This window comes from Stenotrophomonas sp. I18B00994, assembly GCF_014145825.1.
GTDB classification, from domain to species: domain Bacteria; phylum Pseudomonadota; class Gammaproteobacteria; order Xanthomonadales; family Xanthomonadaceae; genus Stenotrophomonas; species Stenotrophomonas maltophilia.
Map to the genome: position 1 here is coordinate 83,791 of NZ_JACIUW010000014.1, position 24,825 is coordinate 108,615.

Genomic DNA, 24,825 nt, shown 5'->3' on the forward strand with positions numbered 1-24,825 from the left:
GAACGTTTCACGGAGAGGACCATGCTGCTGCGCCTGACCTGCCTGCTGTTGTTGTCGCTCTGCCTGCCACTGACGGCCCTGGCCGAAGACGTGCCTCTCAACGAAGTCCGTCCCGGCCTGTATGCCGGTGGCCAGCCCAGTGCCGCACAGCTGCAGGCCTTGGCCGCACGGGGCGTACGCACGGTGATCGACCTGCGCCAGCCCGACGAGGACCGGGGCTTCGATGAAACCCGCGCGGCCGAATCGCTGGGCCTGCGCTATGTGCGCATTCCGGTGGCCGGCGCCGAGGGCCTGGATACGGCCAATGTGCGCGCGGTGCACCAGGCCCTGCAGCAGAGCCAGGGGCCGGTGCTGCTGCACTGCGCCTCCGGCAACCGCGCCGGTGCCGTGCTCGGCCTGGTCAATGCCCACTACGAACATGCCAGCCCGGAGCAGGCGCTTCAGCTCGGCCAGCGCGCCGGCCTGAAGTCGCTGGAAGCCGCCACCCGCCAGCGCCTGGCCACACCGGTCACTTCGCCCTGAACAACCCTCCGCACCAAGGACTCTGCCCACCATGACCCGCTGGTGGTCGCGCCTGCGACCGGACAACTTCACCCTCGCCCTGCTGTGCACCGTCGGCCTGGCCTCGCTGCTGCCGATGAAGGGCGCCGCCGCCATCGTGCTCGACGATGTCACCACCGTCGCCATCGCCGCGCTGTTCTTCCTGCATGGCGCGCGCCTGCCGCGCGAGTCGATCATCGGCGGCATGCTGCACTGGCGGCTGCACCTGACCATCCTGGCCTGCACCTTCCTCCTGTTCCCGCTGCTCGGGCTGATGTTCAAGCCGCTATCGGGCTGGCTGCTGACCCCGGAGCTGTACCTGGGCGTGCTGTTCCTGTGCACCCTGCCCTCCACCGTGCAGTCGTCCATCGCGTTCACCTCGATGGCGCATGGCAACGTGCCCGCAGCGGTGTGCAGTGCCTCGTTGTCGAGCATTCTCGGCGTATTCCTGACCCCGCTGCTGCTGACCGCGCTGGCGGGCACCTCCGGCGGCGTGCACGACCCGCTGCATGCGATCGGCGGCATCATGCTGCAGCTGCTGGTGCCGTTCGTGGCCGGCCACCTGCTGCGGCCGTGGATTGCCGGCTGGGTGGAAAAGCAGCGCGCGCTGCTGCGTTACACCGACCAGGGCACGATCCTGCTGGTGGTGTACTCGGCGTTCGGCGAGGCGGTGACCGAAGGACTGTGGAGCAAGACGCCGCTGCTCTCGTTGCTGGCCGTGGCGGTCGTGGCCGCCGTGCTGCTCGGCATCGCCATGCCGCTGATCACCTTCATCGCCCGCCGCCTGCGTTTCAACCGCGAGGACGAGATCGCCATCGTGTTCTGCGGCTCGAAGAAGAGCCTGGCCACCGGCGTGCCGATTGCCAAGGTGCTGTTCGCCGGCGGCAGCCTCGGCGCCATCGTGCTGCCAGTGATGATCTACCACCAGATCCAGCTCATCGTCTGCGGCGTGATCGCGCAGCGGTATGCGCGGCGCAAGCCCTGACAGGGCACGCGGGTTGTTCCGGGTAGACCATCCACGCATGGCGTGGATCTACTCCAAACCACGGATGGCGTGAACCACCAGTAGATCCACGCCATGCGTGGATGGGTTGCCTGACACTACGGATCCACGAGCGTGCCGACGCTCAGCTCCGGCATCCACACCCACAGGTCGTACGCCCGTTCCGCATGGGTATCGCCCCGCAGCCGCGGGGCCACCTGCTCTGGAAGTGGCCGCGCCATGCAACGGTCCGCGCACGCCCACGCCTGGCCACGCAGCGCACCCAACCGCACGCTGTAGATATCCAGGTCCCGCAGCTGGGAGGCCATCGGCCGCCTCTGCATTTCCGGCGGCATACCTTCCGGCCGCCGCAGCATGGCGTGGACATTGCCAGTCAGCACCAGCATGCGTGCATTGTCTGGCAACCCTCGATAGAGCCGTCGCAATTCGGCTGCCATGAAGTCATCGCGCGTCTGGTTGCCGCCACTGCTGGCATTGACGTCATAGCCAACCACTTCGATCACGCGCCCCTGCGCCTTCAGCACACGGAGGCCTTCGATCATCGCCAGCATGTCGCGGCTACGGCGACCATCATGCTGGTCATCGCGCACGGTCCAGAACGCGCGGCCGTGCAGGTGCCGGCGCGCCCTGGCCCCGCCATCGGATTCCAGATAGTCGCGCAGCACAGGGTTCTCGGCGCGTGGCAGTTCCAGCGCCAGCAGGACCGGGCCGTTGCGGCTGTAGTCGTCCACCAGCTGGCGTACCAGCAACGGGGTCTCGCGGGTGCCGTGGAATTCGCCCAGTACCAGCAGGCGGTGCTCACCGGCATGCTGGCGGATCTGCGCGGCGGTGTCATCGGCATGCGCGGTGAGGGCCACACCCAGCGCCAGCAGCAGCGCGGTGGTCCAACGGAAGATCGAATGCATCCCTACGCCTTCCTTTCCTTTGCGGTCAGGAACAGCAATGGCGACGCAGCAACCGCGGTTCAAGTAGATCCACGCCGTGCGTGGATGCTCCCGCCATCAGACCGGGCCTGAGTCGAGCGTGGCTCGACTCTACAAAGGGCAGCCCCTCACAACCAGGGCAGGATCCAGTGGTCCACCAGCAGGAAGGCGAACAGCGCCATCAGGTACACGATGGAGTAATAGAACATCTTCATCGAGAACAATTCGTCCGGCGGGTTGAGCATGCGCCAGGCATACCAGAGGAACACCGCGTTGAGCACGATCGCGCCGCCCAGGTAGAACGCACCGCTCATGCCCACCAGGTACGGCAGCAGGCAGACCAGCGCCAGCACCACCGAATACACCATGATCTGCTTGCGGGTATGCACCACGCCGTGGGTCACCGGCAGCATCGGGATCTCCGCCTTGGCGTAGTCCTCGCGGCGGAAGATCGCCAGCGCCCAGAAGTGCGGCGGGGTCCAGATGAAGATGATCAGCACCAGCAGCGACGAGTACGCCCAGTCCGACGAACCCTGCATGCCGGTCACTGCGGCCCAGCCCAGCATCGGCGGCATCGCGCCGGCCAGGCCACCGATGACGATGTTCTGCGAGGTCGCACGCTTGAGGTACACGGTGTAGATCACCGCGTAGCCGATCAGCGAGGCGAAGGTCAGCACGGCGGTGATCAGGTTCACCCACAGCACCAGGATGGTCATCGACAGCACGATCAGCACGCCGGCAAACACCAGCACCTGCCATGGCTTGACCTTGCCCACCACCAGCGGACGCCACGAGGTGCGCGCCATCTGCGCATCGATGTGTGCGTCCAGCAGCTGGTTGATGGCGGCTGCGGCCGAGGCCGCCAGCCAGATGCCGAGGAAACCGAGCACACCGGCGCGCACCTGCTCCCAGCTCGGCACGCCCGGAATGGCCAGGACCATGCCGACCAGGGCGGTGAAGACGATCAGGGCAACGACCTTGGGCTTGGTCAGGTCCCAGTACTGGCGGTAATTGGAAAACATGGAGTCAGTCCGGGGCGCGCAGGCGGGCCAGCAGGCTGACCAGCACGAACAACAGGGCAACGGCCACGCCGTTGTGGGCCACCGCCACTTCCAGCGGCAGCGCCAGCTTCACGTTGAGGATGCCGAGGGTGACCTGCAGCACCAGCAGCGCGATCAGCGCGCTGGCCCAGCCACGCATGCTCGGCAAGCGGAACAGGCGCACGCCCAGCCACAGCAGGTAGACGGCCACCACCACCGCGAACAGCCGGTGCGCCATCTGGATGGCGATACGCGAGGCGCCATCCAGCACGCCGCCTTCGTAATCCACGCCGATGCCGCGCCACAGGGTGAAGCCTTCGACGAAGTTGTGCTGCGGCCACCACTGGTTGGCACAGCGGGGGAAGTTGTCCAGCGAGGCGCTGCCGCCGCCGCAGGCCAGCGCCGCGTAGTTGGCACTGACCCAGCCGCCCAGTGCGATCTGGGTGACCAGCACCGCCACGCCGATGCGCAGCACCCACTTCAGCTTCGGCGCTTCGGCCAGGGTGATCGGCATGTGCGTGGCGCGCCAGGCCATCCAGACCAGCAGCGCGAACATCAGCATGCCGCCCAGCAGGTGCCCCATCACCACGATGGGCTTGAGCAGCAGGGTCACCGTCCACATGCCCAGCAGGGCCTGGAAGATCACCACGGCCAGGGTCAGCAGTGCAGCGCGCGCCAGGTCGATGTTGCTCCAGCGCAGCGCGGCGATCAGCAGGATCGCCTCGCCGATCAGAGCCAAGGTACTGGCGGTGCCATGCCAGCCCATCATGTACAGGGGTATGCCGGCGGCCACCAGCACGCAGGCGGTCACCACCGCCGTGCTTCCGAATCGCCGCTTGCGCGTGGCCAGCAGCGCCAGGGTCAGGATCTCGATGCCCAGTGCGCCGGCCAGGAAGCGGTGCACCTGTTCACGCCAGGCCTTGTGGGTCTCCAGCGGGCGGATCTCCGCCGCCGGGTGGCCGATGGTCTCTTCCACGTGCTGCGGCCAGGTGGCCTGGCCATAGCAGGTCGGCCAGTCCGGGCAGCTCAGGCCGGCATCGGACAGGCGCACGAAGGCGCCGAACATGATCGTGCTCGCGGTCATGATCATGGCGAACCACGCCAGGCGGTGGAAATTGCGGTGCAGCGCCGGACGCGCGGAAAGGCTCATCAAACGGGACTCACTTCAGTTTCAGCAACGTGGCCATGTCCTTGCGCAGGCCACCGAGGTCGGTGCCCGGGGCATGACGCATGATCACGAAGCCGTTCGGATCGATCACGTAGACCGGCAGGCCAGCCGGATCGTCGACGCCGGGCAGGGCCGCGCGCAGTGCTGGCGACGGAGCCAGCGGCCGCAGCGCGGGCAGCGAGGCGATCGACGCCGGTGGCGTTCCCAGCCACAGGATTTCGACATTATCGGCGTTATGGCCGAACAGCTGCCACACCTTGCCCAGTCCCTGCGACAAAGTGACGCACTGCGCGTCGCAGGCACCGGCCGGCGCCACCAGCAGGCGCCAGGTACGGGCTTCGGGGTTCCACGGGTACGGCTGGCCGTTGGCCAGGGTCGGCGCCTGCTGGCGCAGGTCCACCGGCGGCTTCAGCAGCTGGCCGGCATTGCGGTGCCCGGTGGGCTGCCAGCCAGAGAAGCGCAGCACGGCGGCCAGCGCCATCGCCCCGAAGAACACGGCAAACAGCAGCACCAGGGTCCGGCGGCCGGAGCCGCGCGCCTGCGGGGACGTAGCAGTGTTCATGCGGGGCATTTTCTCATGGTTGGGTGAGGGATGCGGGTGTGACGCCGCGGTAGTGCCGGCCGCCCGCCGGCATCCAGGAATGCGGGGGTTGCCGGCCAGCGGCCGGCACTACCGGGCAGCACGTCGCCTGCGCCACTCCAGTACCAGCGCGACCACCAGCACGGTCAGGGCCAGCCCGAACCACTGCACGGCGTAGCCCAGGTGGCGCTGCGGCGGCAGCGTGTTCGGCAGCAGGTCCAGGTCGCGTTCGTCGCCAAATGGCAGCGCCGGGTCCAGCCGCAGAACGCGATCGGGCAATGCCGGCAGGCCAAGCGCCGCCGCCAGGCCCTCGTCGGGCAAGCGGCTGGCCAGCCAACGCCCGGCCTCATCGGTAGCGGAGAACGCCGGGCCCAAGGCCAGCCCCGCCGACGGCGGCGGCGCCAGCAGGCCACGCACCGCCACCGGCGAAGGCGGCGACGGCACATCCGGCAGCCTGCGATCGGGCGGCAGCGCGCGCCAGCCCAGATCGACCAGCAGCACGCTGCCCTCGTCACTGCGGAACGGGCGATAGATCTTCACGCCCGCGCGGCCGTGCCGGGTCTGGTTGTCCAGCAGCACCACGCCGGGCAGGAAACGGCCGTGGTCGGCCACGCCGTGCAATGCGCCAGGTGCAGCCAGGGCCTGCGCCAGTGGCATCGCCTGTGCCACAGCTGGACCTTGTGCATCCAACATTGCCTGTTTGGCATGCATGCGCTGCAGCTGCCACAGCCCCAATGCGGTGAAACCAACCATTGCCAGCACCGCCAGCAGCCATGCGATCACGCGCGTGTGCTGGCGCATCATGACAAGTCCGCGCAAACGCGGTCAGATAGGCGCATCCACCCTGCCCTCGAGCCGCGCATGAGTGATTCGCTGAAGACCCTGCTGGTAATCGCGTTTCTGATCGTCATCGTCTGGAATCTGGGCGCCGGCCTGTATTACCTGCTGGTCGACCGCGGCCAGACCAAGCGCACGGTCAACGCACTGACGCGCCGCATCGCGGTGTCGGTTGCGTTGATCCTGCTGGTGATCGTGAGCATCTACATGGGCTGGATCAAACCGCACGGCATCGGCGGCTGAGGTCACCGATGCGTGCGCGGTCAAAGCACGTAGACGAACATGAAGAGCATCAGCCACACCACGTCGACGAAGTGCCAGTACCACGCGGCCGCTTCAAAACCGAAATGATTGTCGCGGGTGAAGTGTCCCTTGGCCGAACGCAGCCACATCACGATCAGCATGATCGTGCCCAGCAGCACGTGCGCGCCGTGGAAGCCGGTCAGCATGAAGAACGTTGAACCGTAGATGCCCGAGCCGAGCGTCAGGTTCAGTTCCTTGTAGGCGTGGATGTACTCCTCCGCCTGCAGGGTGAGGAAGCCCAGGCCAAGCACCACGGTCAGGCCCAGCCAGATCAGCAGCTGGCGGCGGTTGCCGGCCTTCAGCGCGTGGTGGGCGATGGTCAGGGTCACGCCGGAGGTCAGCAGGATCAGCGTATTGATCAGCGGCAGGCCCCAGGCCGGGATGGTCTGGAACGCGCCGCCGATCGCCGCGGGGCCGTTGGTCGGCCAGCCGGCGGAATAACCCTGCCAGAGCAGCTCGTTGGTCATCACCCCGCGGCCTTCGCCGCTCAGCCACGACAGGCCCAGGTTGCGGGTGTAGAACAGCGCACCGAAGAAGGCGCCGAAGAACATCACTTCGGAGAAGATGAACCAGATCATCCCCATCCGGAACGAGCCATCGACCTGGTGGTTGTAGTTGCCCGCCTGCGACTCGCGCACCACGTCGCTGAACCACCAGAATAACGTCAGCACCAGCATCGCGATGCCGATGTAGAAGGTCCAGCGTCCCCAGCTGGCATCGTTGAGCCAGCTGGCCACGCCCACCATGGTCACCATCATCGCGATGGAACCCACGAACGGCCATTTGCTCTGGGCCGGGACGAAGTACACGTTGGCGTCGGTCGGTGTCTGGGCCATGTCGGTATCCGGGTCAGGGTGCGGCGTGCGCGCCTTCCGAGGTGGCGGCCGGGGCCAGCCGATCGGACAGCGCGTCGTTGCGATAGAAGGTGTAGGACAAGGTGATCGTCTTGATCTCGGGCGGCAGGTCCGGATCGACGATGAAACGCACCGGCATGTCGCGCTTCTCGCCGGCCTGCAGCGTCTGCGCGGTGAAACAGAAGCACTCGGTCTTGCTGAAGAAGCCCGAGGCACGCGCCGGCGCCACCGAAGGCACCGCACTGCCGACCACCGCCTGCTGGCTGTCGTTGCGGGCGAAGTACAGCGCTTCGTTGAGTTCGCCGGGCACCACGTCCATGGTCAGCTGTTCGGGATGGAACGACCACGGCAGGCGCGAATTGACGCCGCCGTCGAACTCCACGCGCACGGTGCGCTTGCCGGTGGCGGCGCCTGCACTGGCTTCGCCACCGGGGCCGCGTTCCAGGCGCACACCGAACACCTTCTCGCAGGCGATGCGGTACAGCGGCACCAGCGAGAACGTGAGCAGGAACACCGCCACCGCCACACCGATCAGGCGCGGCAGCCCCGCACTGCGAGACGGTGTGCTGGCTGGCGCCTCGCTCATCGGCCGATCACCCCGCTGAGGATGAAGCCGACGTAGACCAGCACGGCGATGGCGCCGACCCACATCGCCGTGCGCCTGGCGCGCTGGCGTTGCTGTTCGATGCCGTGGCGTTGGGCTTCGGTCTGGCTTTGGCTTTGGCTTTGGCTTTGGTAGAGCCGACTGTTAGTCGGCTGCACTTCGCGAGTCGACTGACAGTCGACTCTACCGATCGGCAGCGGGCTCTCGTTATGCATGCCCCACCTCAATGCGTGATGTCGTCATGCGCCAGATCTCCCGGGCGGATGGTCGGCGGCGTGGTGAAGGTGTGCGCCGGTGCCGGCGACGGCAGCGTCCACTCCAGGCCGCGCGCGCCTTCCCAGGAACGGGCCTCGGCCTTCTCGCCGTTGCGCAGCGAGGACAGCAGGATCGCGGCCATCATGAACGGGGTGACGAACATGCCGAACGCACCGATCGAGCTGATCAGGTTCCAGTCGGCAAACGCTACGCTGTAGTCCGGAATGCGGCGCGGCATGCCGGCCAGGCCGAGGAAGTGCTGCGGGAAGAACAGCAGGTTGACGAACACGATCGACCACCAGAAGTGCACCTTGGCCCACTTCTCGCTGTACATCCGTCCCGTCCACTTCGGCCACCAGTAATACACCGCCGCGATCAGCGCGAACACCGCACCGGTCACCAGCACGTAGTGGAAGTGGGCGACCACGAAGTAGGTGTCGTGGTACTGGAAGTCGGCGGCGACGATCGCCAGCATCAGGCCGGAGAAGCCACCGATGGTGAACAGGATGACGAAGGCCACCGACCACAGCATCGGTGCCTCGAACGTCAACGAGCCCCGCCACATGGTGCTGACCCAGTTGAACACCTTCACCCCGGTCGGGATCGAGATCAGCATGGTGGCGAACATGAAGTAGATCTCGCCGCCCAGCGGCATGCCCACGGTGAACATGTGGTGGGCCCAGACGATGAACGACAGGAAGGCGATCGCGGCGGTCGCGTACACCATCGCCTGGTAGCCGAACAGCGGCTTGCGGCTGAAGGTCGGGATGATCTCGCTGACCACGCCGAAGGCGGGCAGGATCATGATGTAGACCTCGGGATGGCCGAAGAACCAGAAGATGTGCTGGTACATCACCGGGTCACCGCCACCGGCGGCATTGAAGAAGCTGGTGCCGAAGAACTTGTCGGTCAGCAGCATGGTCACCGCGCCGGCCAGCACCGGCATCACCGCGATCAGCAGGAAGGCGGTGATCAGCCAGGCCCAGCAGAAGATCGGCATTTTCAGCAGGTCGATGCCCGGCGCACGCATGTTGAGCACGGTGGCGATGATGTTGATCGCGCCCATGATCGAACTGATGCCGGCCACGTGGATGGCGAACACGCTGAAAGCGACGTTGTAGCCGCCCTGCAGCGACAGCGGCGGGTACAGCGTCCAGCCACCGGCCGGTGCACCGCCCGGCAGGAACAGGGTCAGCAGCAGCAGGCTGAATGCCACCGGCAGCAGCCAGAACGACCAGTTGTTCATGCGTGGCAGCGCCATGTCCGGCGCGCCGATCTGCAGCGGGATCATCCAGTTGGCCAGTCCGACGAAGGCCGGCATCACCCCGCCGAAGATCATCACCAGCGCATGCACGGTGGTCATCTGGTTGAAGAACTCGGGCTTGACGAACTGCAGGCCCGGCTGCGCCAGCTCGGCGCGGATCACCACGCTCATCGCCGCGCCGATGATGAACATGATGAAGCTGAAACCGAGGTACAGCGTGCCGATGTCCTTGTGGTTGGTCGAGAAGAACCAACGTTCGAAGAAGCTCTGGTGGTGATGGTGATCGTCGTGCCCAACTGCCGAGTGCGCCATTGCAAAACACCTCTCAGAATCGGTTGTCACCGCGGCCGCGAACGGCTGCGGGCTTTACATCACGCTCCGCTGGCCGCGGTGGCAGGCGCGCTGCCCGCTTCTGCAGCAGCAGGCGCAGCCGGTGCCTCGCCCGTCGGTGCAGTCGGTTCGGCAGGTGCCGCAGGCGTGGCGGGCTCGGCGGGCGGCGCCGGCTTGCGCTGCGCCAGCCACTGCTTGAACTCTTCCTTGGACACCGCCTCGACCACGATCGGCATGAAGCCGTGGTCCTTGCCACACAGCTCGGCGCACTGGCCGCGGTAGACACCCGGCTGCTCGATGCGGGTCCAGGCTTCGTTGATGAAGCCGGGGATGGCGTCCTGCTTCCAGCCCAGCGCCGGTACCCACCAGGCGTGGATCACGTCGTCGGAGGTGATGACGAAACGCACCTTGGTATCGACCGGCAGCACCAGGCGGTTGTCGACATCCAGCAGGTAGTGCGGATGGCTTTCGCGGGTCGGCACGATGCCGCTCTGCCGCACCCGGTCGGACTCGCGGTCCAGGCGGCTGGTGAAGGTGACGTTCTCGCCGAGGTATTCGTACTTCCACATCCACTGGTAGCCGGTGACCTTCACCGTCATCTCGGCATCGCGGGTGTCGTACATCTTGATCAGGTTGGCCGTGGCCGGCCATGCCATCACGATCAGGATGATCACCGGGATCACTGTCCAGATGATCTCGGCCTTGGTGTTGTGGCTGAAGGTGGCCGCGACCGCGCCCTTGGATTTGCGGAACTTGAAGATGGCGTAGGCCATCGCCCCGAACACGATGACGCCGATCACCGTGCAGATGATCAACGACAGGTTGTTCGATTCCCAGGCCAGGCGCGAGGTCTGGGTCACCCCCTTGCCCATGTTCAGCTGCCACGGCTTCGGATCGGCCGCCTGGGCCCAGGCCAACGCCGGCATCAGTCCCCCGGTCGCCAGCATCGCGGCGACCGCGTTCACGCACTTCGTGCCCCACCTGCTGCTTTGCTTCATTGCCTAGACCCTTAGCGTCGTCGGTTGCCGCCATCGCTGGCGGCGAGCAAGCTTTCAAGTGTCTCTGCGAGCGTCTGACGTTCGGCCGGCGCGAGGAAACTCCCCACCTCCACCTGCCGGCCGCTGGATGCCAGCCGGACCCTCTCATCGTCGGTGAGCAGGCGCACCCAGTGGGGATGGGCCCGGAACACCGGCGATCCACCGGGTACGGGGATGACCTCCACGTACGCCGGCACTACCCGGATCTCCTCCTGCCGTTCACCGCTGCGCCACAAGGCACGCAGCGCGGCCGCCAGCACCAGGCTGTACAGCAGCGCGAACAGGGGGGCGAATGCATTGCCGGCCCACCACCCGAGGGCGGACACCAGCCACATCGCACCCGACAACACGGTGAACAACAGGACGAACTGCCGGGCATCGAGCGCCCGTGGGGGACGCAGCCGCAGCTGCGTACCTGACCCATCCGGAGCTGGAAGCACCTCGATCATGTCGCAACCGCGTTCCTGCCGCGGGAAACGCCTCGATGGTAGCCCCGCCCTCTCGCCGGTAGCAAGGGTGCATTCACACATTTTCCGATGCTGCAACACAGCATGAGGTCGGCGGTACGAATGACGAATTCGGCATAAACTCCTACGCACTTGCTGAACACGCTGAATCCACCGCAGCTATTGGCTATCAGCGCTTCACGAAGGTGGCTGCTGGGCACTTCCGCAACCCGCAAAAATGATTAAAATCGCCAAGTTTTCCACTGGCCGGACCGGCATGAACGCACCTTCCTCCTCCCCTGCAGCCCACGACGCCCCGCGTCCCGGCGCGTTGCTGTCGCCGGAACTGCCGGCGCCTCCCAACCCGTTCCGCCAGGCCATCACCGACGCCTGGTTGAAGGACGAGGCCACCCACGTGCGCGAGCTGCTGGCGCAGGCCCGCCTGCCCGCCGACGAGCAGGCCCGGGTGCAGGCACTGGCGGCCGACCTGGTCGGCCGCGTGCGCGTGCGCGCCAAGGACCAGGGCGCGATCGAAGCCTTCATGCGCCAATACGACCTGGGCAGCGAGGAAGGCGTGCTGCTGATGTGCGTGGCCGAGGCACTGCTGCGTATTCCGGACCAGGACACCGCCGACAAGCTGATCCGCGACAAGCTGGCCGATGCCGACTGGGAAAAGCACCTGGGCGGCAGCGACTCGGTGCTGGTCAATGCCTCCACCTGGGGCCTGATGCTGACCGGCAAGCTGGTGCAGATGAACGACGCCACCCGCGCCGATGCGCCCAGCGCGTTCAAGCGCCTGGTCGGCCGCGTCGGTGAGCCGGTGGTGCGCCTGGCCGTGCGCCAGGCGATGAAGATCATGGGCCACCAGTTCGTCATGGGCCGCACCATCAGCGAAGCGCTGGCGCGCTCGCACAAAGGCGACAACGCCAGCTACCGCTACTCCTTCGACATGCTCGGCGAAGGTGCGCTGACCATGAAGGACGCGCTGCGCTACCTGGAAGACTACCGTCGTGCGATCCACGCCATCGGCGGCGATCACAAGGCCCGCGGTGGCCGTCCGGACGGCGACGTCAACAACGCGCCGGGCATCTCGATCAAACTGTCGGCGCTGTACCCGCGCTACGAGCACGCCAAGCGCGAGCGCGTGCTGAAGGACCTGGTGCCGGGCGTGCTGGAACTGGCACAGCTGGCCAAGAGCTACGGCATCGGCTGCACCGTCGACGCCGAAGAGTCCGACCGCCTGGAACTGTCGCTGGACATCATCGAGCAGGTGTTCTCCGACGCCTCGCTGGCTGGCTGGGATGGCTTCGGCGTGGTCGTGCAGGCCTACCAGAAGCGCACGCCGTACACGATCGACCACCTGGCCGACATGGCACGCCGTGCCGGTCGCCGCCTGCAGGTGCGCCTGGTCAAGGGCGCCTACTGGGATGCCGAGATCAAGCGTGCGCAGATCGAAGGCTACCCGGGCTACCCGGTGTTCACCCGCAAGCAGAACACCGACGTGTCCTACCTGGCCTGCGCCAAGCGGCTGTTCACCCATGCGGACGCGATCTACCCGATGTTCGCCACGCACAACGCGCACACCATCGCGGCCGTGCGCAGCATCGCCAACGGCGGCGTGTACGAGCACCAGAAGCTGCACGGCATGGGCGACGACCTGTACGCCGAAGTGGTGCCGGCCGACCGCTTGAACCTGCCCTGCCGCGTGTACGCCCCGGTCGGTTCGCACGAAGACCTGCTGCCGTACCTGGTGCGCCGCCTGCTGGAAAACGGTGCCAACTCCAGCTTCGTCAACCGCATCACCGACGAGCGCGTGCCGATCGCCGACCTGATCCGCGATCCGGTCGAGATGGTCGCCTCGTTCGAATCGATTCCGCATCCCAAGATCCCGCTGCCGGTTGACCTGCTGCGCAGCCAGAACCACGACAGGAAGAACTCCATGGGCGCCAACCTCGCCAACGACAACGAACTGCGCGCCCTGGCCGAGCAGCTCAACGCCGCCGTGAAGCCGTGGCAGGCCTCGCCGCTGGTACCGGGTGCCAACCCGGCCGGCGCCGCGCTGCCGGTGACCAACCCGGCCGACACCCGCGAAGTGGTCGGCCAGTGGCTGGCCGCCGATGCCGCCACCGTGCAGAAGGCCCTGGCGAATGCCGTAGCCGCGCAGCCGGCCTGGAACCGCACCCCGGCCGCCAGCCGCGCCGCCATCCTCGAGCACGCCGCCGACCAGCTGGAAGCACGCATGCCGGAATTCATGGCGCTGTGCGTGAAGGAAGCCGGCAAGAGCCTGCCCGACAGCATCGCCGAAGTGCGCGAAGCGGTGGACTTCCTGCGCTACTACGCCAAGCAGGCGCGCGAGCAGTTCAGCCACGCCGAGAAGCTGCCGAGCCCGACCGGTGAGTCCAACGAGCTGCAGCTGCACGGCCGCGGCGTGTTCGTCTGCATCAGCCCGTGGAACTTCCCGCTGGCGATCTTCCTGGGCCAGGTCGCTGCCGCCCTGGCCGCCGGCAACAGCGTCATCGCCAAGCCGGCCGAGCAGACCAACCTGATCGGCTACTACGCGGTGAAGCTGCTGCACGACGCCGGCGTGCCGGCCGAGGCGGTGCAGTTCCTGCCGGGCGACGGTGCTACCGTCGGTGCCGCGCTGACCGCCGACCCGCGCGTGGCCGGCGTGGCCTTCACCGGCTCCACCGACACCGCCCGTGCGATCAACCGCGCGATGGCGGCGCGTGACGCCGCCATCGGTGTGCTGATTGCCGAGACCGGCGGCCAGAACGCCTTCATCGCCGATTCGTCGGCGCTGCCGGAACAGCTGGTCAAGGACGCGATCGGTTCGGCCTTCACCTCCGCCGGCCAGCGCTGCTCGGCCGCGCGCGTGCTGTTCGTGCAGGACGACATCGCCGACAAGGTGATGACCATGCTGGCCGGTGCGATGAAGGAACTGAAGGTCGGCAACCCCGGCCTGCTGTCCACCGACGTCGGCCCGGTGATCGACGCAGATGCGCTGAAGATCCTGCAGGACCACGCTGAGCGCATGGATCGCGAAGCGCGCCTGATCGCCGCCGCCGAGCTGTCGGCCGAGGCCGCCAACGGCACCTTCTTCGCACCGCGCGCGTACGAACTGAAGGACCTGGGCCAGCTGCAGAAGGAAGTGTTCGGCCCGGTGCTGCACGTGATCCGCTGGAAGGGCGACCAGCTCGACGCGGTGATCGACCAGATCAACGCCACCGGCTACGGCCTGACCCTGGGCGTGCATTCGCGCATCGACGAGACCGTCGACCGCATCAGCAACGGCGTCCATGTCGGCAACGTCTACGTCAACCGCAACCAGATCGGTGCGGTGGTCGGCGTGCAGCCGTTCGGCGGCCAGGGCCTGTCCGGCACCGGCCCGAAGGCCGGCGGCCCGCACTACCTGCTGCGCTTCGCCACCGAAAAGACGGTGACGGTGAACACCACCGCCGCCGGCGGCAACGCCTCGCTGCTGACCCTGGGCGACTGATCGTCAGCGTCATGCAGTGAACGAAAAACCCCGCGAAAGCGGGGTTTCTTGTGCTTTGCTTCCTGTAGAGCCGAGCCCACGCTCGGCTTTCCTGGCGCAGCCGAGCATGGGCTCGGCGCTACAGAGGCAGGGCGACACTGAACCGGTTGTCCGCACGCTTAGCCAGCTCGCGCTGTACGCGCGCGATGCGCGTCTCCAGATCGCCTTCCAGCAGCACATGGTCGACGCCCCGCGCCTGCAGCTCGCGCACGTACCACGCATGCTGCTGCGCACGGAATGCTTCCCCCTCCCGTGTGCCGTCCTGGTCGAACGGAATATCCGGCGCGCACAGGAACAGCAGGTCATATGGCCGCAATGCAGCCTGCCGCAGTGCCTCCGGCGCCGTACCAGACATCCAGCCGCTGTAGCCCAGCGTCACCAGCGGCGGGGTATCGCAGAACAGCCAGCGATGTGCCCGCCGCGCAGCCTCTTCTTCATGCTGCGGCTGGGTCATCGCGATACGAAGCAGATCGTCCGGCATCAGGTCGCCGCCCTGCTGCTCCCAGAGCGTGCGGCCATACTCCGGCACCCAGGCGGTCTGCAGGCGCTCGGCCATCACCCGCGCCAGCGTGGTCTTGCCACTGGACTCGCCACCAATGAAGGCCACGCGCTGCACGTATCCGGCATAGACCTTCGGTGCAAGGCCATGGCGGTGCGCATGCGGATCGGCGCGCAGCTGGGTGCCGCACGCCTGCCCGACGTCCAGTGCGCGATCGAACCGCTCATGGCGTACTGGCGCACCGAAGTGCGTGGCCAACGCCTGCGCGAAGCCGTCACCGTATTCCTCGCCGGTGTACACCGCCTGCACCGGCCCGCCGAACAGGCTCAGGCACAGCCAGGCGGTGAACTCGCGCTGCACGTGCTCGTTGTCGCTGTCCTGCGGCAGCGAGCGCACGTGCAAACCGTGCTGGGTGCACAATGCCGCCAGGCGCGCATCATCGAGCACCGCCACCGTCGCCTGCGGGAAGCGCGCTCGCAGCCAGCGCTCGCGACGCTCGGCGCTGTAGCCTGGGAAACCCGGCTGCGACCAGCCAATCACCAGCAGCTGCCGGCAGCGCGTGGCGGCGAACTCGATCAGGCGTTCGTGGCCGAGGTGCAGCGGGCAGAACTTGCCCACCACCAACCCCCGCGCAACGCGCTCAGGCGGCGGCATCGGCTGCCTTGGCCTCGGTCCGCATCAGATGGCGCCAATGGCGCAGGGCGACCAGCGCGTTTATCCAGAAACCGATGTACAGGATCGAGGTCAGGTGCAGGCCACGGCTGTAGTACAGCGGCACCGCCACGCTGTTCACCAGCAGCCACACCCACCACGATTCCAGCTTGCGGCGCATCATCAGGATCTGCGCGATCACGCTCAATACCAGCACCGCCGAATCGATGTAGGGCGCATAGGCGTTGGTCAGTCGGGCCAGCATCCAGCCGTAGCCGAAGGTGGCCACTACCGCCAGCGGCGCCAGCCAGGCCCAGGCACGTGGGCGCAGCGCAGTGATCGGCAGCGGCGCGCCATGGTCACCACGCAGCCACTGCCACCAGCCCAGCACGCTGATGGCGATGAAGAAGAACTGCAGCACCATGTCCGCATACAGGTGCGAGCGCTCGAAAACCGCAGCAAACAGCGCACAACCGACGATGCCCAGCCACCAGGTGTGCACGTTGTTGCGACCGGCCAGCAGGATCGAGCCAGCGACGGCGATGTTGGCAGCCAGCTCCAGCTGGAAGTTCGGATCGGACAGGTTCATGACGCCATTGTCATGGATTCGCCCCCTGCGTACACAACCGGGCGTAGCCACGCCCGACGTGGATGCCCTGGGCCGCACTGCAAAAAGAAGGCCCCGCTTACGCGGGGCCTTCCGTGTCTTGCTTCAGGCAATCGCCTGGATCAGAACTTGTACTGGAACGAAGCTGCCAGCACGTCGCCACGAACCTTGTACTTGCCAGCCAGCGAGTTGCCCTGGTTGTTGGTAGTCGGCTTGATGTTCACGTTCGGGTCGCTGGTGAACAGGTGGGTGTAGCCGAAGTTGTATTCGGTGTTAGCCGACGGGGTCCAGCCCACGCCCAGCGACAGCCACTTGCGGCTGGTATCTGGCACGCGCACATCGCGATGAGCGTCGGTAGTCGGGGTCTGGTCCAGCGCGACACCACCGCGCAGGGTGACGGTATCGCTCAGCTTGTAGTCCGCACCCAGCGACACGAAGGTGGTATCGCGATAGCCGAAGTCCAGCACAGAGTCCTTCTGGGCCGAAGCATAGTCGATGGTGACAGCGTCGAATGCGGTCGACCAAGCGGTGCGGGTGACGTCACCCATCACGGTCCAGCGGTCGTTGACCTTGTGGGTCACACTGAGGGTTGCCGACGCCGGCAGCTTTACGGTTGCCTTCCCGCTGGTGCTGACGAACTGGCCCGGCTGAGTCTGTCCCAGGATGGTCGCGGTGCGGCCATTGTCGTTCGGCATCAGGAAGGTGGCATCGCCACCGGTGATCTTGTGCGTAACCTTGGAGCGGTAGCTCAGGCCGATGTGGGTATTCTCATCGATCGAGAACAGACCACCGACCGTCCAGCCCACTGCATTGTTGTCGCCTTCAACGGTCAGCTTGCCGTCGGCGCTGCCCGGGGCGTAACCCGGCACGCGGGCCTGGGCCAGCGCAGTACCGAAATCGATGTTGTTGCTCAGCTCGATAGTCAGGTGCTCGACGAACACCGACGCACCGAAGGAAACGTACGGGTTGACGTCATAGGATGCGGCGAAGCCGAGGTCGATCGCCTTCAAATCGGTCTTCAGGCCGCTGTAGCGACCCACCCAACCATTGTCGTACTGGGTCTTGAAACCAAACGGAGCAGTCAGCGACACACCGAAGTGCGCCTTCTCGCCGACTGGCATATGGAAGTATGCGGCCGGAACCGGGGCGATCATTCCAGCGTCGCCGCCGTCACCGCCGGTCTGCGCGGCGCCGGTCGGCTTACGGCCTTGGCCTTTGAACTCGGCCTTGAAGCTGATGGCGCTCAGGTCACCCTGAATCAGGGTGCCATCAAGCTGGCGCATGCCGGCCGGGTTGACGGCGATGATGGAGGCGTCGCCTTCGGCGCTGCCGGAGCCGGCGAACGCGCGGCCCAGGCCCTTGGCGCTGTTTTCCTTCAGCTGGAAGGCGGCAGCATTGGCATCGGCGGCGGCCAGCGCACCGGCAACGCCGACGGCCAGCAGGGTCAGTCGGGCAATGGTGGAAGCGGTTTGCATCGTAGTTCTCTCTCTCCGGTAAGCGGTGATGGTGCTCTGAGTGCGCCTGCGCCCGGCAGGCCCAGAGGCCCGTCGAAGCGCGCCGGATTCCCCTCCCGACATACGACGCCGTATGCGAGTATTACCCAGAGCCGTTAATGAAACAATAACGACGCAGGCGGTTTTTCCGTCTCAAAAGCTGAACAGGACAATCCCCGTCGCAAGCGCCCGCACGCTAGGCTAGTGCCATGTTCGTCTCCCTCCCGTCCCGCAAGAAGGCGGCCCTCCGCTGGGCTACGCCCGTGCTGTTTGCGGCACTGTGGCTGGCGTTCCTGTGGTCGATCTCGCGTCCGGACGATGCCCGCGGCAGTCTCTGGCTGGACTGGGGCGCCCTGTCCACCGGCCTGACCCACCCGCTCGACTGGTGGGCGACGCTGCAGGACGGCAGCGTGCTGCGCCTGTTCACCGCCCTGTTCCTGCACGCGGACTGGTCGCACCTGCTGGGCAACCTGGTGTTCCTGCTGATCTTCGGCCTGCCCGCCGAGCGGGTGCTGGGGCCCTGGCGCCTGCTGCTGCTGTTCCTGGTCGGCGGCGCGGTATCGAATCTGGTGGCCATCTACACCATGGGCAGCCCGGACCAGATCATCATCGGTGCCAGCGGCGCGGTCTCGGCACTGATCGGTGCCTACCTGGCCCTGTTCCCGGGGGCGCGGCTGGGCGTGGTGATCCCGCTTGGCCTGTTCCTGGAATTCGTGCGTGCCCCGGCCTACCTGCTGATCGGGGTGTGGGCAGCGCTGCAGGTGGTGTTCGCCCATATCGGCCCGAGCTTCGGCATGGTGGCCTGGTGGGCCCACATCGGCGGCTTCGTGTTCGGCCTGGTGTACGGGGTCTACGTGCGCGCGGCGATCGCCCGCCGGCTGCGCAAGCGCCACGGCTTCTGACCGCCCGGGTAGTGCCGGCCGCTGGCCGGCATTTGGTTTCTTCTTCCGCCCTTGAGCCGACGCCGGGCATGGCCCGGCGCTACCTCACGGCTTGGCTGGGGCCGGTGCGGGCTTTGCTTCCGGCTTTGCTTCCGGCTTTGCTTCCGGCTTTGCTTCCGGCTTTGCTTCCGGCTGTGCTTCCGGCTTAGGTTCGACCTTCGCTTCCGGCTTCGCCGCAGCGGCCTTCGCGGCCTTGGCCGCATCCGCCTTCGCCGCTTCGGCCTTCAAGCGTGCAGCCACCGAACCCGGGTTCTTCAGCTCGGCCAGCGCGTCATTGATCGGGCCATCGCCCGGCAGCACCGCACCGGCGTGGTAGCCCTCGGTGCCTTCGTCATCGCCGCGCAGATGGCCTGGCAGGGTCGCTTCGCTGTAATCGCTCAGGCTGGCCGGCAGCGCCTCGTCTTCCGGGCGCGCCGCAGGCTTCAGTTCGACTTCCGGCACGATGCCAGTGGCCTGGATCGACTTGCCACTCGGCGTGTAATAACGCGCGGTGGTCAGCTTCACCGAATCGCCGTTGTCCAGCGGCAGCACGGTCTGCACCGAGCCTTTGCCGAAGGTGCGGCTGCCGACCACGCGCGCGCGCTTGTTGTCGCGCAGCGCCCCAGCCAGCACTTCCGAGGCGCTGGCCGATCCCGCATCGACCAGCACCACCACCGGTGCGCCCTTCAGCAGGTCGCCCGGCGTCGCATCGAACCGTGCATCACTGATGCTGATGCGGCCGCGGGTGCTGACGATGTTGCCCTTGTCGAGCAGGTCGTCGGCCACCTGCACCGCGGCAGTCAGCAGCCCACCCGGGTTGCTGCGCAGATCCAGCACCAGGCCCTTGAGCTGGCCACCGGACTGCTTCTGCAGCTGCTGCAGGTGCTTCTGGAAGTCCGACCCGGTGTCGGCCTGGAAGGTGCTCAGGCGGATGTAGCCGTAGCCCGGCTCCAGCAGGCGGCTGCGCACGCTGGTCACGCGGATGGTCTGGCGGGTGAGGCTGACGTCGAACGGCTTCGGCTTGCCCGCGCGCACGATGGTCAGCACCACCTTGCTGCCGGCCGGGCCACGCAACGGTTCGCTCGCATCAATGGCACTGATCGGCTTGCCGTCGATGGCGATGATCAGGTCACCGGCGAGGATGCCGGCCTTGGCCGCCGGCGTGTCGTCGATCGGCGAGATGACCTTCATGCTGGCGTTGTCGGGCTGCTGCTGCAGCTCCACGCCGATGCCCTCGTAGGCGCCGTTGGCCTGCTCGTCGAAGGCCTGCGCGTCTTCCTTGTTGAAGTACGTGCTGTGCGGGTCGAGGTCGAGCAGCAGGCCGCGCACCGCCGACTGCATCAGCTTCTTGTCATCGACCGGGTCGACATAGGCCGCGCGCACCGCGTTGTACACCGCCACGAAGCGGCGGATGTCCTCCAGCGGCACCTTCGAGGTCACCGCCTCCTCGCTGTTCGCTGCCTGCCCGCTGGTTTCCTGGCTCGGGGCGGGCGCGGTCTGCTGCGCCCAGGACAGCGCCGGCAACAGGGCCAGCAAGAGGGCCAGCAAGAGGGTGGCGGTACGGGCTGCGCGCATGGATCACTCCTGTCGACGGTGGCATGGTGCCCAAGGCACATGCGTCGATTATGCGCGAAGCACAGCTAAATTCCCGTTGAATCCGTCCGCCACGCGACAGCGCCGGATTCAGCGCCGCTGCAGCCAGCTGTCCGGGTTGACCGGCTGCCCGCCCCGGCGCAGTTCGAAGTACAGCGCGGTCACGCCCTGGCCACCGGAATTGCCGACCTTGGCCACCGCATCGCCGCGGCTGACCCGGGCACCCGCATCCTTCAGCAGGGTGTCGTTGTGCGCGTACAGGCTCATGTAGCCGTTGCCGTGATCGACGATCAGGATCATGCCGTAGCCGGTCATCCAGTCGGAGAACACCACGGTGCCGTCGGCCACGGCGGTGACGGTGCTGCCGGCGGGCGCGCCGATCAGCACACCGCTGCTGGTGCGGCCGTCGGGCAGCTTGCCGCCATAGCGGGCCAACAGGTTTCCCGACAACGGCCAGCCCAGGCCACCGACCTTCGGCGCCGGCGCGGAAGCCACGGCAGGCGGGACCTTGGTGGGCGGCGGTGGCGGGCGGCCCTGCGCGGCGGCCTGGCGTGCGGCACGCTCGGCGGCGGCCTTTTCAGCGGCTGCTCGCCGCGCCGCGGCGCGGCGCTCGGCTTCGGCCCTTGCCGCAGCGGCACGCAGGTTGGCCAGCAGCGTCTCCAGTGCCTTGGCGTCCTGGCCCAGCGCCTGTTCCTTCTCGCGCTGGTCCTTGAAGCGCTCATCCAGCGAGGCGACGGTCCTGGCGCGATCGCGACGGTCGGCTTCCAGCGCCGCAGCCTGCTGCTTCTGGTCCTGCTGCGCACCCTGCAGCTTCTGCTTGCGCTCGGCGATCTGCGCCTGCAGCACTTCCAGCTCTTTCAGGTCGGCTGTCAGCGTGGTGATGCGCTGTGCCCGCTCGCGTTGCAGGTAGCGGTGGTAGGCCAGGGCACGATTGGCATCGGCCACCGTGTCCTGCGACAGCAGCAGCTTCAGAGGTGCATGGTTGCCCAGCTGGTAGGCCGCACGCAGCAGGCCGGCCAGCTCGCGATGCTGCTGGGCGAGGTTGGCCTGCAGCGTGCTGCGGCGTTGTTCGGCCTCGGCCAGGGCCCTTCCCTGCTCGCGCAGCGCAGTTTCAGTCTGCGCAAGCGCACGGCCGGTGCGGGCCACCTTCTCGTCCGCCTCACGCAGCTGCTGCGAGGCCTGGCCCCGCTGGCCCTCGATCTGCCTGCGCTCCTGCGCCACGCCCTTCAACTCGCTACGCAGCTTCTGCAGCTTGCGCTCGGTCTCGCGGGTGGTCTGAGCGGCGCCCTGCAACGGCAGCGCCAAGGCGATGGCCAGCCCCAACAGCAGGCAGCGCCCGCCGCGGATGACGGCGATGTGATGTCGGCGTGATGGGAAGGCGTTGTCGCGCAAGGGCTTTCCAGTGACTTCAGGCAGTTGCAGGGGGTACCGGGGAATGGTGACATCTCCGCACGCGGCCTGCCAGCCGCACATCCATCGAGGTCCCATGAAAACTCTTTCCATTCCGCTGTTGTTGGGCGTCCTGCTCGTTGCCGGCCCCGCCGGTGCCCAGGACAACATCAGCAAGGTCAACGGCAGCATCAGCGCCGAGCCTGGCCAGCGCTACGGCAAGCTGGATACCGTCAACGGCGGTATCCGGGTTGGTGAAGGCGTCGAGACCGGCAGCATCGACACCGTCAACGGCGGGGTCAAGGTGGCCGACCGTGCACGTACCGGCAAGATTGAAACGGTCAACGGCGGCGTACGCCTGGGCCGCGAGGTGATTGCACACGGCAGCGTCAGCACCGTCAACGGCAGCATCTTCACCGATCGCGGCAGCCAGATCGAAGGCGGCGTCGAAACCGTGAACGGTGGCATCGGCCTGGTCGAAAGCCGCGTCGGCAAGGACGTGGAGACCGTCAACGGCGATATCACCGTCGGCATCGGTTCCCAGGTCAACGGCGGTGTGCACGTGCGCAAGCCGAACTTCAGCGTCTCGCTCACCGCCAGCCGCAAGCCGCGCGTGATCGTCGGCCCGAATGCCGTGGTCAACGGCCCCCTGCAGTTCGAACGCGAGGTGGTGCTTTATGTGCATCGCACCGCGCGCATCGGTCCGGTCACCGGCGCTGAGCCGATCCCGTTCGACACCGAAACCGCTCCGGCGGACTGAGCGCACCGCGCCTTCGGGTTCGGTGATACTCGCTGACACCGGCCGTGCACGACGCGCGGCCGCCCTTTGTTTTCCAGGAATCGACGATGCCCCGCAAACTCCTTCTGTGCCTGGCCGCCGCGGCCGCGCTCAGTGCCTGCAAAGGCGAAGACACGCCGGCCACCGCACCGGCGTCAGCCACCGACACCGCTGCCGCGAAGCCGGCGGCTCATCAGTTCTCCCCGGAGATCAACGCCGGCGACTTCGCCGAGATGGTCAAGACCCTGGCCTCGGATGAATTCGAAGGCCGCGCGCCGGGCAGCAAGGGCGAGGAACTGACGGTCAACTACATCCGCGACCAGATGCAGCGCATCGGCCTGCAGCCGGGCAACGGTGACAGCTGGTTCCAGGACGTGCCGATGACCGAGACCACGGCCGACGCATCGACCGTGCTGAAGATCACCCAGGGTGGCAAAACCACCGAGCTGAAGTTCGGTACCGACATGGTGGTCGGCACCCGTACCGGCCAGGCTGAGGTGAAAGTCGATGCCAGCGACCTGGTGTTCGTCGGCTATGGCGTTGATGCGCCGGAGCAGAAGTGGAACGACTATGCCGGCCAGGACTGGAAGGGCAAGACGGTCGTGATGTTCGTCAACGATCCGGGCTTCCATGTTGACGACGCGAAGCTGTTCGACGGCAAGCGCATGACCTACTACGGCCGCTGGACCTACAAGTTCGAAGAGGCCGCGCGCAAGGGCGCCGCCGCGGCGCTGATCGTGCACGACACCGCCGGTGCCTCCTATGGCTGGGACGTGGTGAAGAACTCCTGGGCCGGCCCGCAGTACGACCTGCCGGCCAAGGATGACCCGGAAGCCCGCATCCCGGTGCAGGGCTGGCTGAGCGCCGACGCCGCCAAGGCGCTGTTTGCCGGTGCCGGCCTGGACCTGGCGCAGGCTTACAAGGATGCGAGCAAGCGCGGCTTCAAGCCGGTGCCGCTGAAGGCCACCGCCACGGTCGACCTGAAGAGCCAGATCGCGCAGAAGCAGTCGCGCAACGTGGTGGGCGTGCTGCCAGGCAGCAAGCGTGCCGACGAGGCCGTGCTGTACATGGCGCACTGGGACCACCTGGGCAAGCACGAGGGTGAAACCGGCGACAATATCTACAACGGTGCGGTCGACAACGCGACCGGCGTGGCCGGCATCCTTGAGGTGGCCGAAGCCATGGCCCACCAGGATCCGAAGCCGGAGCGCTCGGTGGTGTTCCTGGCGGTGACCCTGGAAGAGTCCGGCCTGCTGGGTTCGAAGTACTACGTCTCCCACCCGACCTTCCCGCTGGACAAGATCGCCGGCGTGATCAACATCGACGCGATGTCGGTGGCCGGCCGTGCCAAGGACGTGACCGTCACCGGCTTCGGCAGCTCGGAGCTGGAGGACATCCTCAAGCCGCTGGCTGCGGCCCAGGACCGCACGCTGCATGGTGAGACCTCGGTGCAGAGCGGCTTCTACTTCCGCTCGGATCACTTCAACTTCGCCAAGGCCGGCGTGCCGGCCCTGTACGCCGATGGTGGCGAGGACCTGCGCGAGGGTGGCGTGGACGCCGGCCGCAAGGCCGCGGCGGACTACGGCGCCAACCGCTACCACGGTCCGAAGGACGAGTTCGACGCGTCCACCTGGAAGCTGGACGGGACTGTCGAGGACCTGCAGCTGATGTACGGCGTCGGCAAGGAACTGGCCGGTGGCGATCGTTGGCCGAACTGGTACGAAGGCAACCCGTTCAAGGCAGCCCGCGACGCGATGATGAAGGACAAGGCTTCGGCAAAGTAAAGCCGGGCCATGCTCGACTGAACATCGTTGAGAGCAGAGCGGCGCCCCACGGGGCGCCGCTTTTCTTTTGTGTACCGTCGGCGGCTCATCCACGGTTGGTGTGGATCTGCCGGTAGTGCCGGCCGCTGGCCGGCAATCGATTGGTAGCGGCCAACCTTGGTTGGCGCCATGCTTCCTCGCGGAGCACCCACGCATGGCGTGGATCTACCGGGCAATGCAACGCCATCGGGTTGCCGGCCAGTGGCCGGCACTACCGGGGTTTCCTGCGCACAAAGAAAAACCCCGCTGCGTGAGCAGCGGGGTTTTGGGTGTAAACCCTGGCGATGACCTACTCTCGCATGGCTTGAGCCACACTACCATCGGCGCAGCTGCGTTTCACTTCCGAGTTCGGG

General features: G+C 66.9%; 23 protein-coding genes. 7 read left to right on the forward strand and 16 right to left on the reverse strand.

What is annotated here, in order from left to right; translation table 11 throughout:
• Positions 1-21: 21 nt before the first annotated feature.
• A complete protein-coding gene (locus H4O10_RS15695; protein WP_033833639.1) occupies positions 22-522 on the forward strand; it encodes a sulfur transferase domain-containing protein in 501 nt (166 codons plus the stop codon).
• A 31-nt stretch (positions 523-553) separates the two neighbouring features.
• The gene (locus H4O10_RS15700) at positions 554-1,525 is read left to right on the forward strand and encodes a bile acid:sodium symporter family protein (protein WP_049453414.1); all 972 of its coding nucleotides are present in this window, start codon (positions 554-556) and stop codon (positions 1,523-1,525) included.
• Positions 1,526-1,641: 116 nt separating this feature from the next.
• Here H4O10_RS15700 and H4O10_RS15705 read toward each other — a convergent pair whose 3' ends face one another.
• The 5 genes from H4O10_RS15705 to H4O10_RS15725 all read right to left on the reverse strand — a co-directional run bounded on the left by H4O10_RS15705 (position 1,642) and on the right by H4O10_RS15725 (position 6,058).
• Positions 1,642-2,448, reverse strand: coding sequence for a hypothetical protein (locus H4O10_RS15705; protein WP_033833637.1), 807 nt, complete (start codon positions 2,446-2,448; stop codon positions 1,642-1,644).
• A gap of 146 nt (positions 2,449-2,594) precedes the next feature.
• Positions 2,595-3,488, reverse strand: a complete 894-nt coding sequence (cyoE, locus tag H4O10_RS15710) for a heme o synthase (RefSeq protein WP_005407798.1) — start codon at positions 3,486-3,488, stop codon at positions 2,595-2,597.
• A gap of 4 nt (positions 3,489-3,492) precedes the next feature.
• A complete protein-coding gene (locus tag H4O10_RS15715) occupies positions 3,493-4,656 on the reverse strand; it encodes a COX15/CtaA family protein (RefSeq protein WP_005407797.1) in 1,164 nt (387 codons plus the stop codon).
• 10 nt (positions 4,657-4,666) lie between these two features.
• Positions 4,667-5,236, reverse strand: coding sequence for a hypothetical protein (locus H4O10_RS15720; protein ID WP_005412027.1), 570 nt, complete (start codon positions 5,234-5,236; stop codon positions 4,667-4,669).
• 108 nt (positions 5,237-5,344) lie between these two features.
• Positions 5,345-6,058 (reverse strand): SURF1 family protein, encoded by a 714-nt coding sequence (locus H4O10_RS15725; RefSeq protein WP_033833635.1) that lies wholly within the window; start codon positions 6,056-6,058, stop codon positions 5,345-5,347.
• 57 nt (positions 6,059-6,115) lie between these two features.
• Here H4O10_RS15725 and H4O10_RS15730 point away from each other — a divergent pair, with 57 nt between their 5' ends.
• Entirely contained in the window at positions 6,116-6,334 is a 219-nt protein-coding gene (locus H4O10_RS15730; protein ID WP_005412025.1) for a twin transmembrane helix small protein, read from the forward strand.
• Between the two features lie 20 nt (positions 6,335-6,354).
• On the opposite strand, the gene H4O10_RS15735 is transcribed toward H4O10_RS15730, so the two are convergent.
• The 6 genes from H4O10_RS15735 to H4O10_RS15760 are packed head-to-tail and all read right to left on the reverse strand — an operon-like array spanning position 6,355 to position 11,187.
• Positions 6,355-7,230, reverse strand: coding sequence for a cytochrome c oxidase subunit 3 (locus H4O10_RS15735; protein WP_005412024.1), 876 nt, complete (start codon positions 7,228-7,230; stop codon positions 6,355-6,357).
• Positions 7,231-7,243: 13 nt separating this feature from the next.
• Positions 7,244-7,834, reverse strand: coding sequence for a cytochrome c oxidase assembly protein (locus H4O10_RS15740; protein ID WP_005412023.1), 591 nt, complete (start codon positions 7,832-7,834; stop codon positions 7,244-7,246).
• A complete protein-coding gene (locus H4O10_RS15745; RefSeq protein WP_033835837.1) occupies positions 7,831-8,067 on the reverse strand; it encodes a hypothetical protein in 237 nt (78 codons plus the stop codon). Before H4O10_RS15745 ends, H4O10_RS15740 begins: the two co-directional genes overlap by 4 nt.
• A gap of 8 nt (positions 8,068-8,075) precedes the next feature.
• A complete protein-coding gene (gene ctaD, locus H4O10_RS15750; protein ID WP_005407790.1) occupies positions 8,076-9,683 on the reverse strand; it encodes a cytochrome c oxidase subunit I in 1,608 nt (535 codons plus the stop codon).
• A gap of 59 nt (positions 9,684-9,742) precedes the next feature.
• Entirely contained in the window at positions 9,743-10,699 is a 957-nt protein-coding gene (gene coxB / locus H4O10_RS15755; RefSeq protein ID WP_049453411.1) for a cytochrome c oxidase subunit II, read from the reverse strand.
• Between the two features lie 11 nt (positions 10,700-10,710).
• On the reverse strand, positions 10,711-11,187 hold the full coding sequence (locus H4O10_RS15760; protein WP_021202927.1) for a DUF2244 domain-containing protein: 477 nt from the start codon (positions 11,185-11,187) through the stop codon (positions 10,711-10,713).
• A gap of 274 nt (positions 11,188-11,461) precedes the next feature.
• Here H4O10_RS15760 and putA point away from each other — a divergent pair, with 274 nt between their 5' ends.
• The gene (putA, locus tag H4O10_RS15765) at positions 11,462-14,680 is read left to right on the forward strand and encodes a bifunctional proline dehydrogenase/L-glutamate gamma-semialdehyde dehydrogenase PutA (protein WP_049453409.1); all 3,219 of its coding nucleotides are present in this window, start codon (positions 11,462-11,464) and stop codon (positions 14,678-14,680) included.
• A gap of 118 nt (positions 14,681-14,798) precedes the next feature.
• Here the strand turns inward: putA and H4O10_RS15770 are convergent, their stop codons facing one another.
• The 3 genes from H4O10_RS15770 to H4O10_RS15780 all read right to left on the reverse strand — a co-directional run bounded on the left by H4O10_RS15770 (position 14,799) and on the right by H4O10_RS15780 (position 17,951).
• The gene (locus H4O10_RS15770) at positions 14,799-15,872 is read right to left on the reverse strand and encodes an AAA family ATPase (protein WP_049453408.1); all 1,074 of its coding nucleotides are present in this window, start codon (positions 15,870-15,872) and stop codon (positions 14,799-14,801) included.
• On the reverse strand, positions 15,859-16,458 hold the full coding sequence (gene pnuC / locus H4O10_RS15775) for a nicotinamide riboside transporter PnuC (RefSeq protein ID WP_049431233.1): 600 nt from the start codon (positions 16,456-16,458) through the stop codon (positions 15,859-15,861). Before pnuC ends, H4O10_RS15770 begins: the two co-directional genes overlap by 14 nt.
• Positions 16,459-16,598: 140 nt before the next feature.
• Entirely contained in the window at positions 16,599-17,951 is a 1,353-nt protein-coding gene (locus tag H4O10_RS15780; RefSeq protein WP_049417761.1) for an outer membrane protein transport protein, read from the reverse strand.
• Positions 17,952-18,178: 227 nt separating this feature from the next.
• Between H4O10_RS15780 and H4O10_RS15785 the strand changes: the two genes are divergently transcribed.
• Positions 18,179-18,871: a rhomboid family intramembrane serine protease gene (locus tag H4O10_RS15785; protein WP_005407784.1), complete on the forward strand. Its 693-nt coding sequence runs from the start codon at positions 18,179-18,181 to the stop codon at positions 18,869-18,871.
• Positions 18,872-18,955: 84 nt separating this feature from the next.
• On the opposite strand, the gene H4O10_RS15790 is transcribed toward H4O10_RS15785, so the two are convergent.
• Entirely contained in the window at positions 18,956-20,464 is a 1,509-nt protein-coding gene (locus tag H4O10_RS15790) for a S41 family peptidase (RefSeq protein WP_088470129.1), read from the reverse strand.
• Between the two features lie 108 nt (positions 20,465-20,572).
• Positions 20,573-21,874: a peptidoglycan DD-metalloendopeptidase family protein gene (locus H4O10_RS15795; RefSeq protein ID WP_049454744.1), complete on the reverse strand. Its 1,302-nt coding sequence runs from the start codon at positions 21,872-21,874 to the stop codon at positions 20,573-20,575.
• Positions 21,875-21,968: 94 nt separating this feature from the next.
• On the opposite strand from H4O10_RS15795, the gene H4O10_RS15800 reads away from it, so the two are divergent.
• Both H4O10_RS15800 and H4O10_RS15805 read left to right on the forward strand, forming a co-directional pair.
• Complete coding sequence (locus H4O10_RS15800) at positions 21,969-22,631, forward strand: hypothetical protein (RefSeq protein WP_005407780.1); 663 nt, start codon at positions 21,969-21,971, stop codon at positions 22,629-22,631.
• Positions 22,632-22,717: 86 nt separating this feature from the next.
• Positions 22,718-24,433, forward strand: a complete 1,716-nt coding sequence (locus H4O10_RS15805) for a M28 family metallopeptidase (RefSeq protein WP_005407779.1) — start codon at positions 22,718-22,720, stop codon at positions 24,431-24,433.
• Positions 24,434-24,825: the final 392 nt, after the last annotated feature.

What these genes read in the sequence shown, in the direction of transcription:
- H4O10_RS15695 (WP_033833639.1), top strand. Translation starts at nt 22, where the DNA reads ATGCTGCTGCGCCTGACCTGCCTGCTGTTGTTGTCGCTCTGCCTGCCA.
- H4O10_RS15700 (WP_049453414.1), top strand. Translation starts at nt 554, where the DNA reads ATGACCCGCTGGTGGTCGCGCCTGCGACCGGACAACTTCACCCTCGCC.
- H4O10_RS15705 (WP_033833637.1), bottom strand. Translation starts at nt 2,448, where the DNA reads ATGCATTCGATCTTCCGTTGGACCACCGCGCTGCTGCTGGCGCTGGGT.
- cyoE (WP_005407798.1), bottom strand. Translation starts at nt 3,488, where the DNA reads ATGTTTTCCAATTACCGCCAGTACTGGGACCTGACCAAGCCCAAGGTC.
- H4O10_RS15715 (WP_005407797.1), bottom strand. Translation starts at nt 4,656, where the DNA reads ATGAGCCTTTCCGCGCGTCCGGCGCTGCACCGCAATTTCCACCGCCTG.
- H4O10_RS15720 (WP_005412027.1), bottom strand. Translation starts at nt 5,236, where the DNA reads ATGAACACTGCTACGTCCCCGCAGGCGCGCGGCTCCGGCCGCCGGACC.
- H4O10_RS15725 (WP_033833635.1), bottom strand. Translation starts at nt 6,058, where the DNA reads ATGATGCGCCAGCACACGCGCGTGATCGCATGGCTGCTGGCGGTGCTG.
- H4O10_RS15730 (WP_005412025.1), top strand. Translation starts at nt 6,116, where the DNA reads ATGAGTGATTCGCTGAAGACCCTGCTGGTAATCGCGTTTCTGATCGTC.
- H4O10_RS15735 (WP_005412024.1), bottom strand. Translation starts at nt 7,230, where the DNA reads ATGGCCCAGACACCGACCGACGCCAACGTGTACTTCGTCCCGGCCCAG.
- H4O10_RS15740 (WP_005412023.1), bottom strand. Translation starts at nt 7,834, where the DNA reads ATGAGCGAGGCGCCAGCCAGCACACCGTCTCGCAGTGCGGGGCTGCCG.
- H4O10_RS15745 (WP_033835837.1), bottom strand. Translation starts at nt 8,067, where the DNA reads ATGCATAACGAGAGCCCGCTGCCGATCGGTAGAGTCGACTGTCAGTCG.
- ctaD (WP_005407790.1), bottom strand. Translation starts at nt 9,683, where the DNA reads ATGGCGCACTCGGCAGTTGGGCACGACGATCACCATCACCACCAGAGC.
- coxB (WP_049453411.1), bottom strand. Translation starts at nt 10,699, where the DNA reads ATGAAGCAAAGCAGCAGGTGGGGCACGAAGTGCGTGAACGCGGTCGCC.
- H4O10_RS15760 (WP_021202927.1), bottom strand. Translation starts at nt 11,187, where the DNA reads ATGATCGAGGTGCTTCCAGCTCCGGATGGGTCAGGTACGCAGCTGCGG.
- putA (WP_049453409.1), top strand. Translation starts at nt 11,462, where the DNA reads ATGAACGCACCTTCCTCCTCCCCTGCAGCCCACGACGCCCCGCGTCCC.
- H4O10_RS15770 (WP_049453408.1), bottom strand. Translation starts at nt 15,872, where the DNA reads ATGCCGCCGCCTGAGCGCGTTGCGCGGGGGTTGGTGGTGGGCAAGTTC.
- pnuC (WP_049431233.1), bottom strand. Translation starts at nt 16,458, where the DNA reads ATGAACCTGTCCGATCCGAACTTCCAGCTGGAGCTGGCTGCCAACATC.
- H4O10_RS15780 (WP_049417761.1), bottom strand. Translation starts at nt 17,951, where the DNA reads ATGCAAACCGCTTCCACCATTGCCCGACTGACCCTGCTGGCCGTCGGC.
- H4O10_RS15785 (WP_005407784.1), top strand. Translation starts at nt 18,179, where the DNA reads ATGTTCGTCTCCCTCCCGTCCCGCAAGAAGGCGGCCCTCCGCTGGGCT.
- H4O10_RS15790 (WP_088470129.1), bottom strand. Translation starts at nt 20,464, where the DNA reads ATGCGCGCAGCCCGTACCGCCACCCTCTTGCTGGCCCTCTTGCTGGCC.
- H4O10_RS15800 (WP_005407780.1), top strand. Translation starts at nt 21,969, where the DNA reads ATGAAAACTCTTTCCATTCCGCTGTTGTTGGGCGTCCTGCTCGTTGCC.
- H4O10_RS15805 (WP_005407779.1), top strand. Translation starts at nt 22,718, where the DNA reads ATGCCCCGCAAACTCCTTCTGTGCCTGGCCGCCGCGGCCGCGCTCAGT.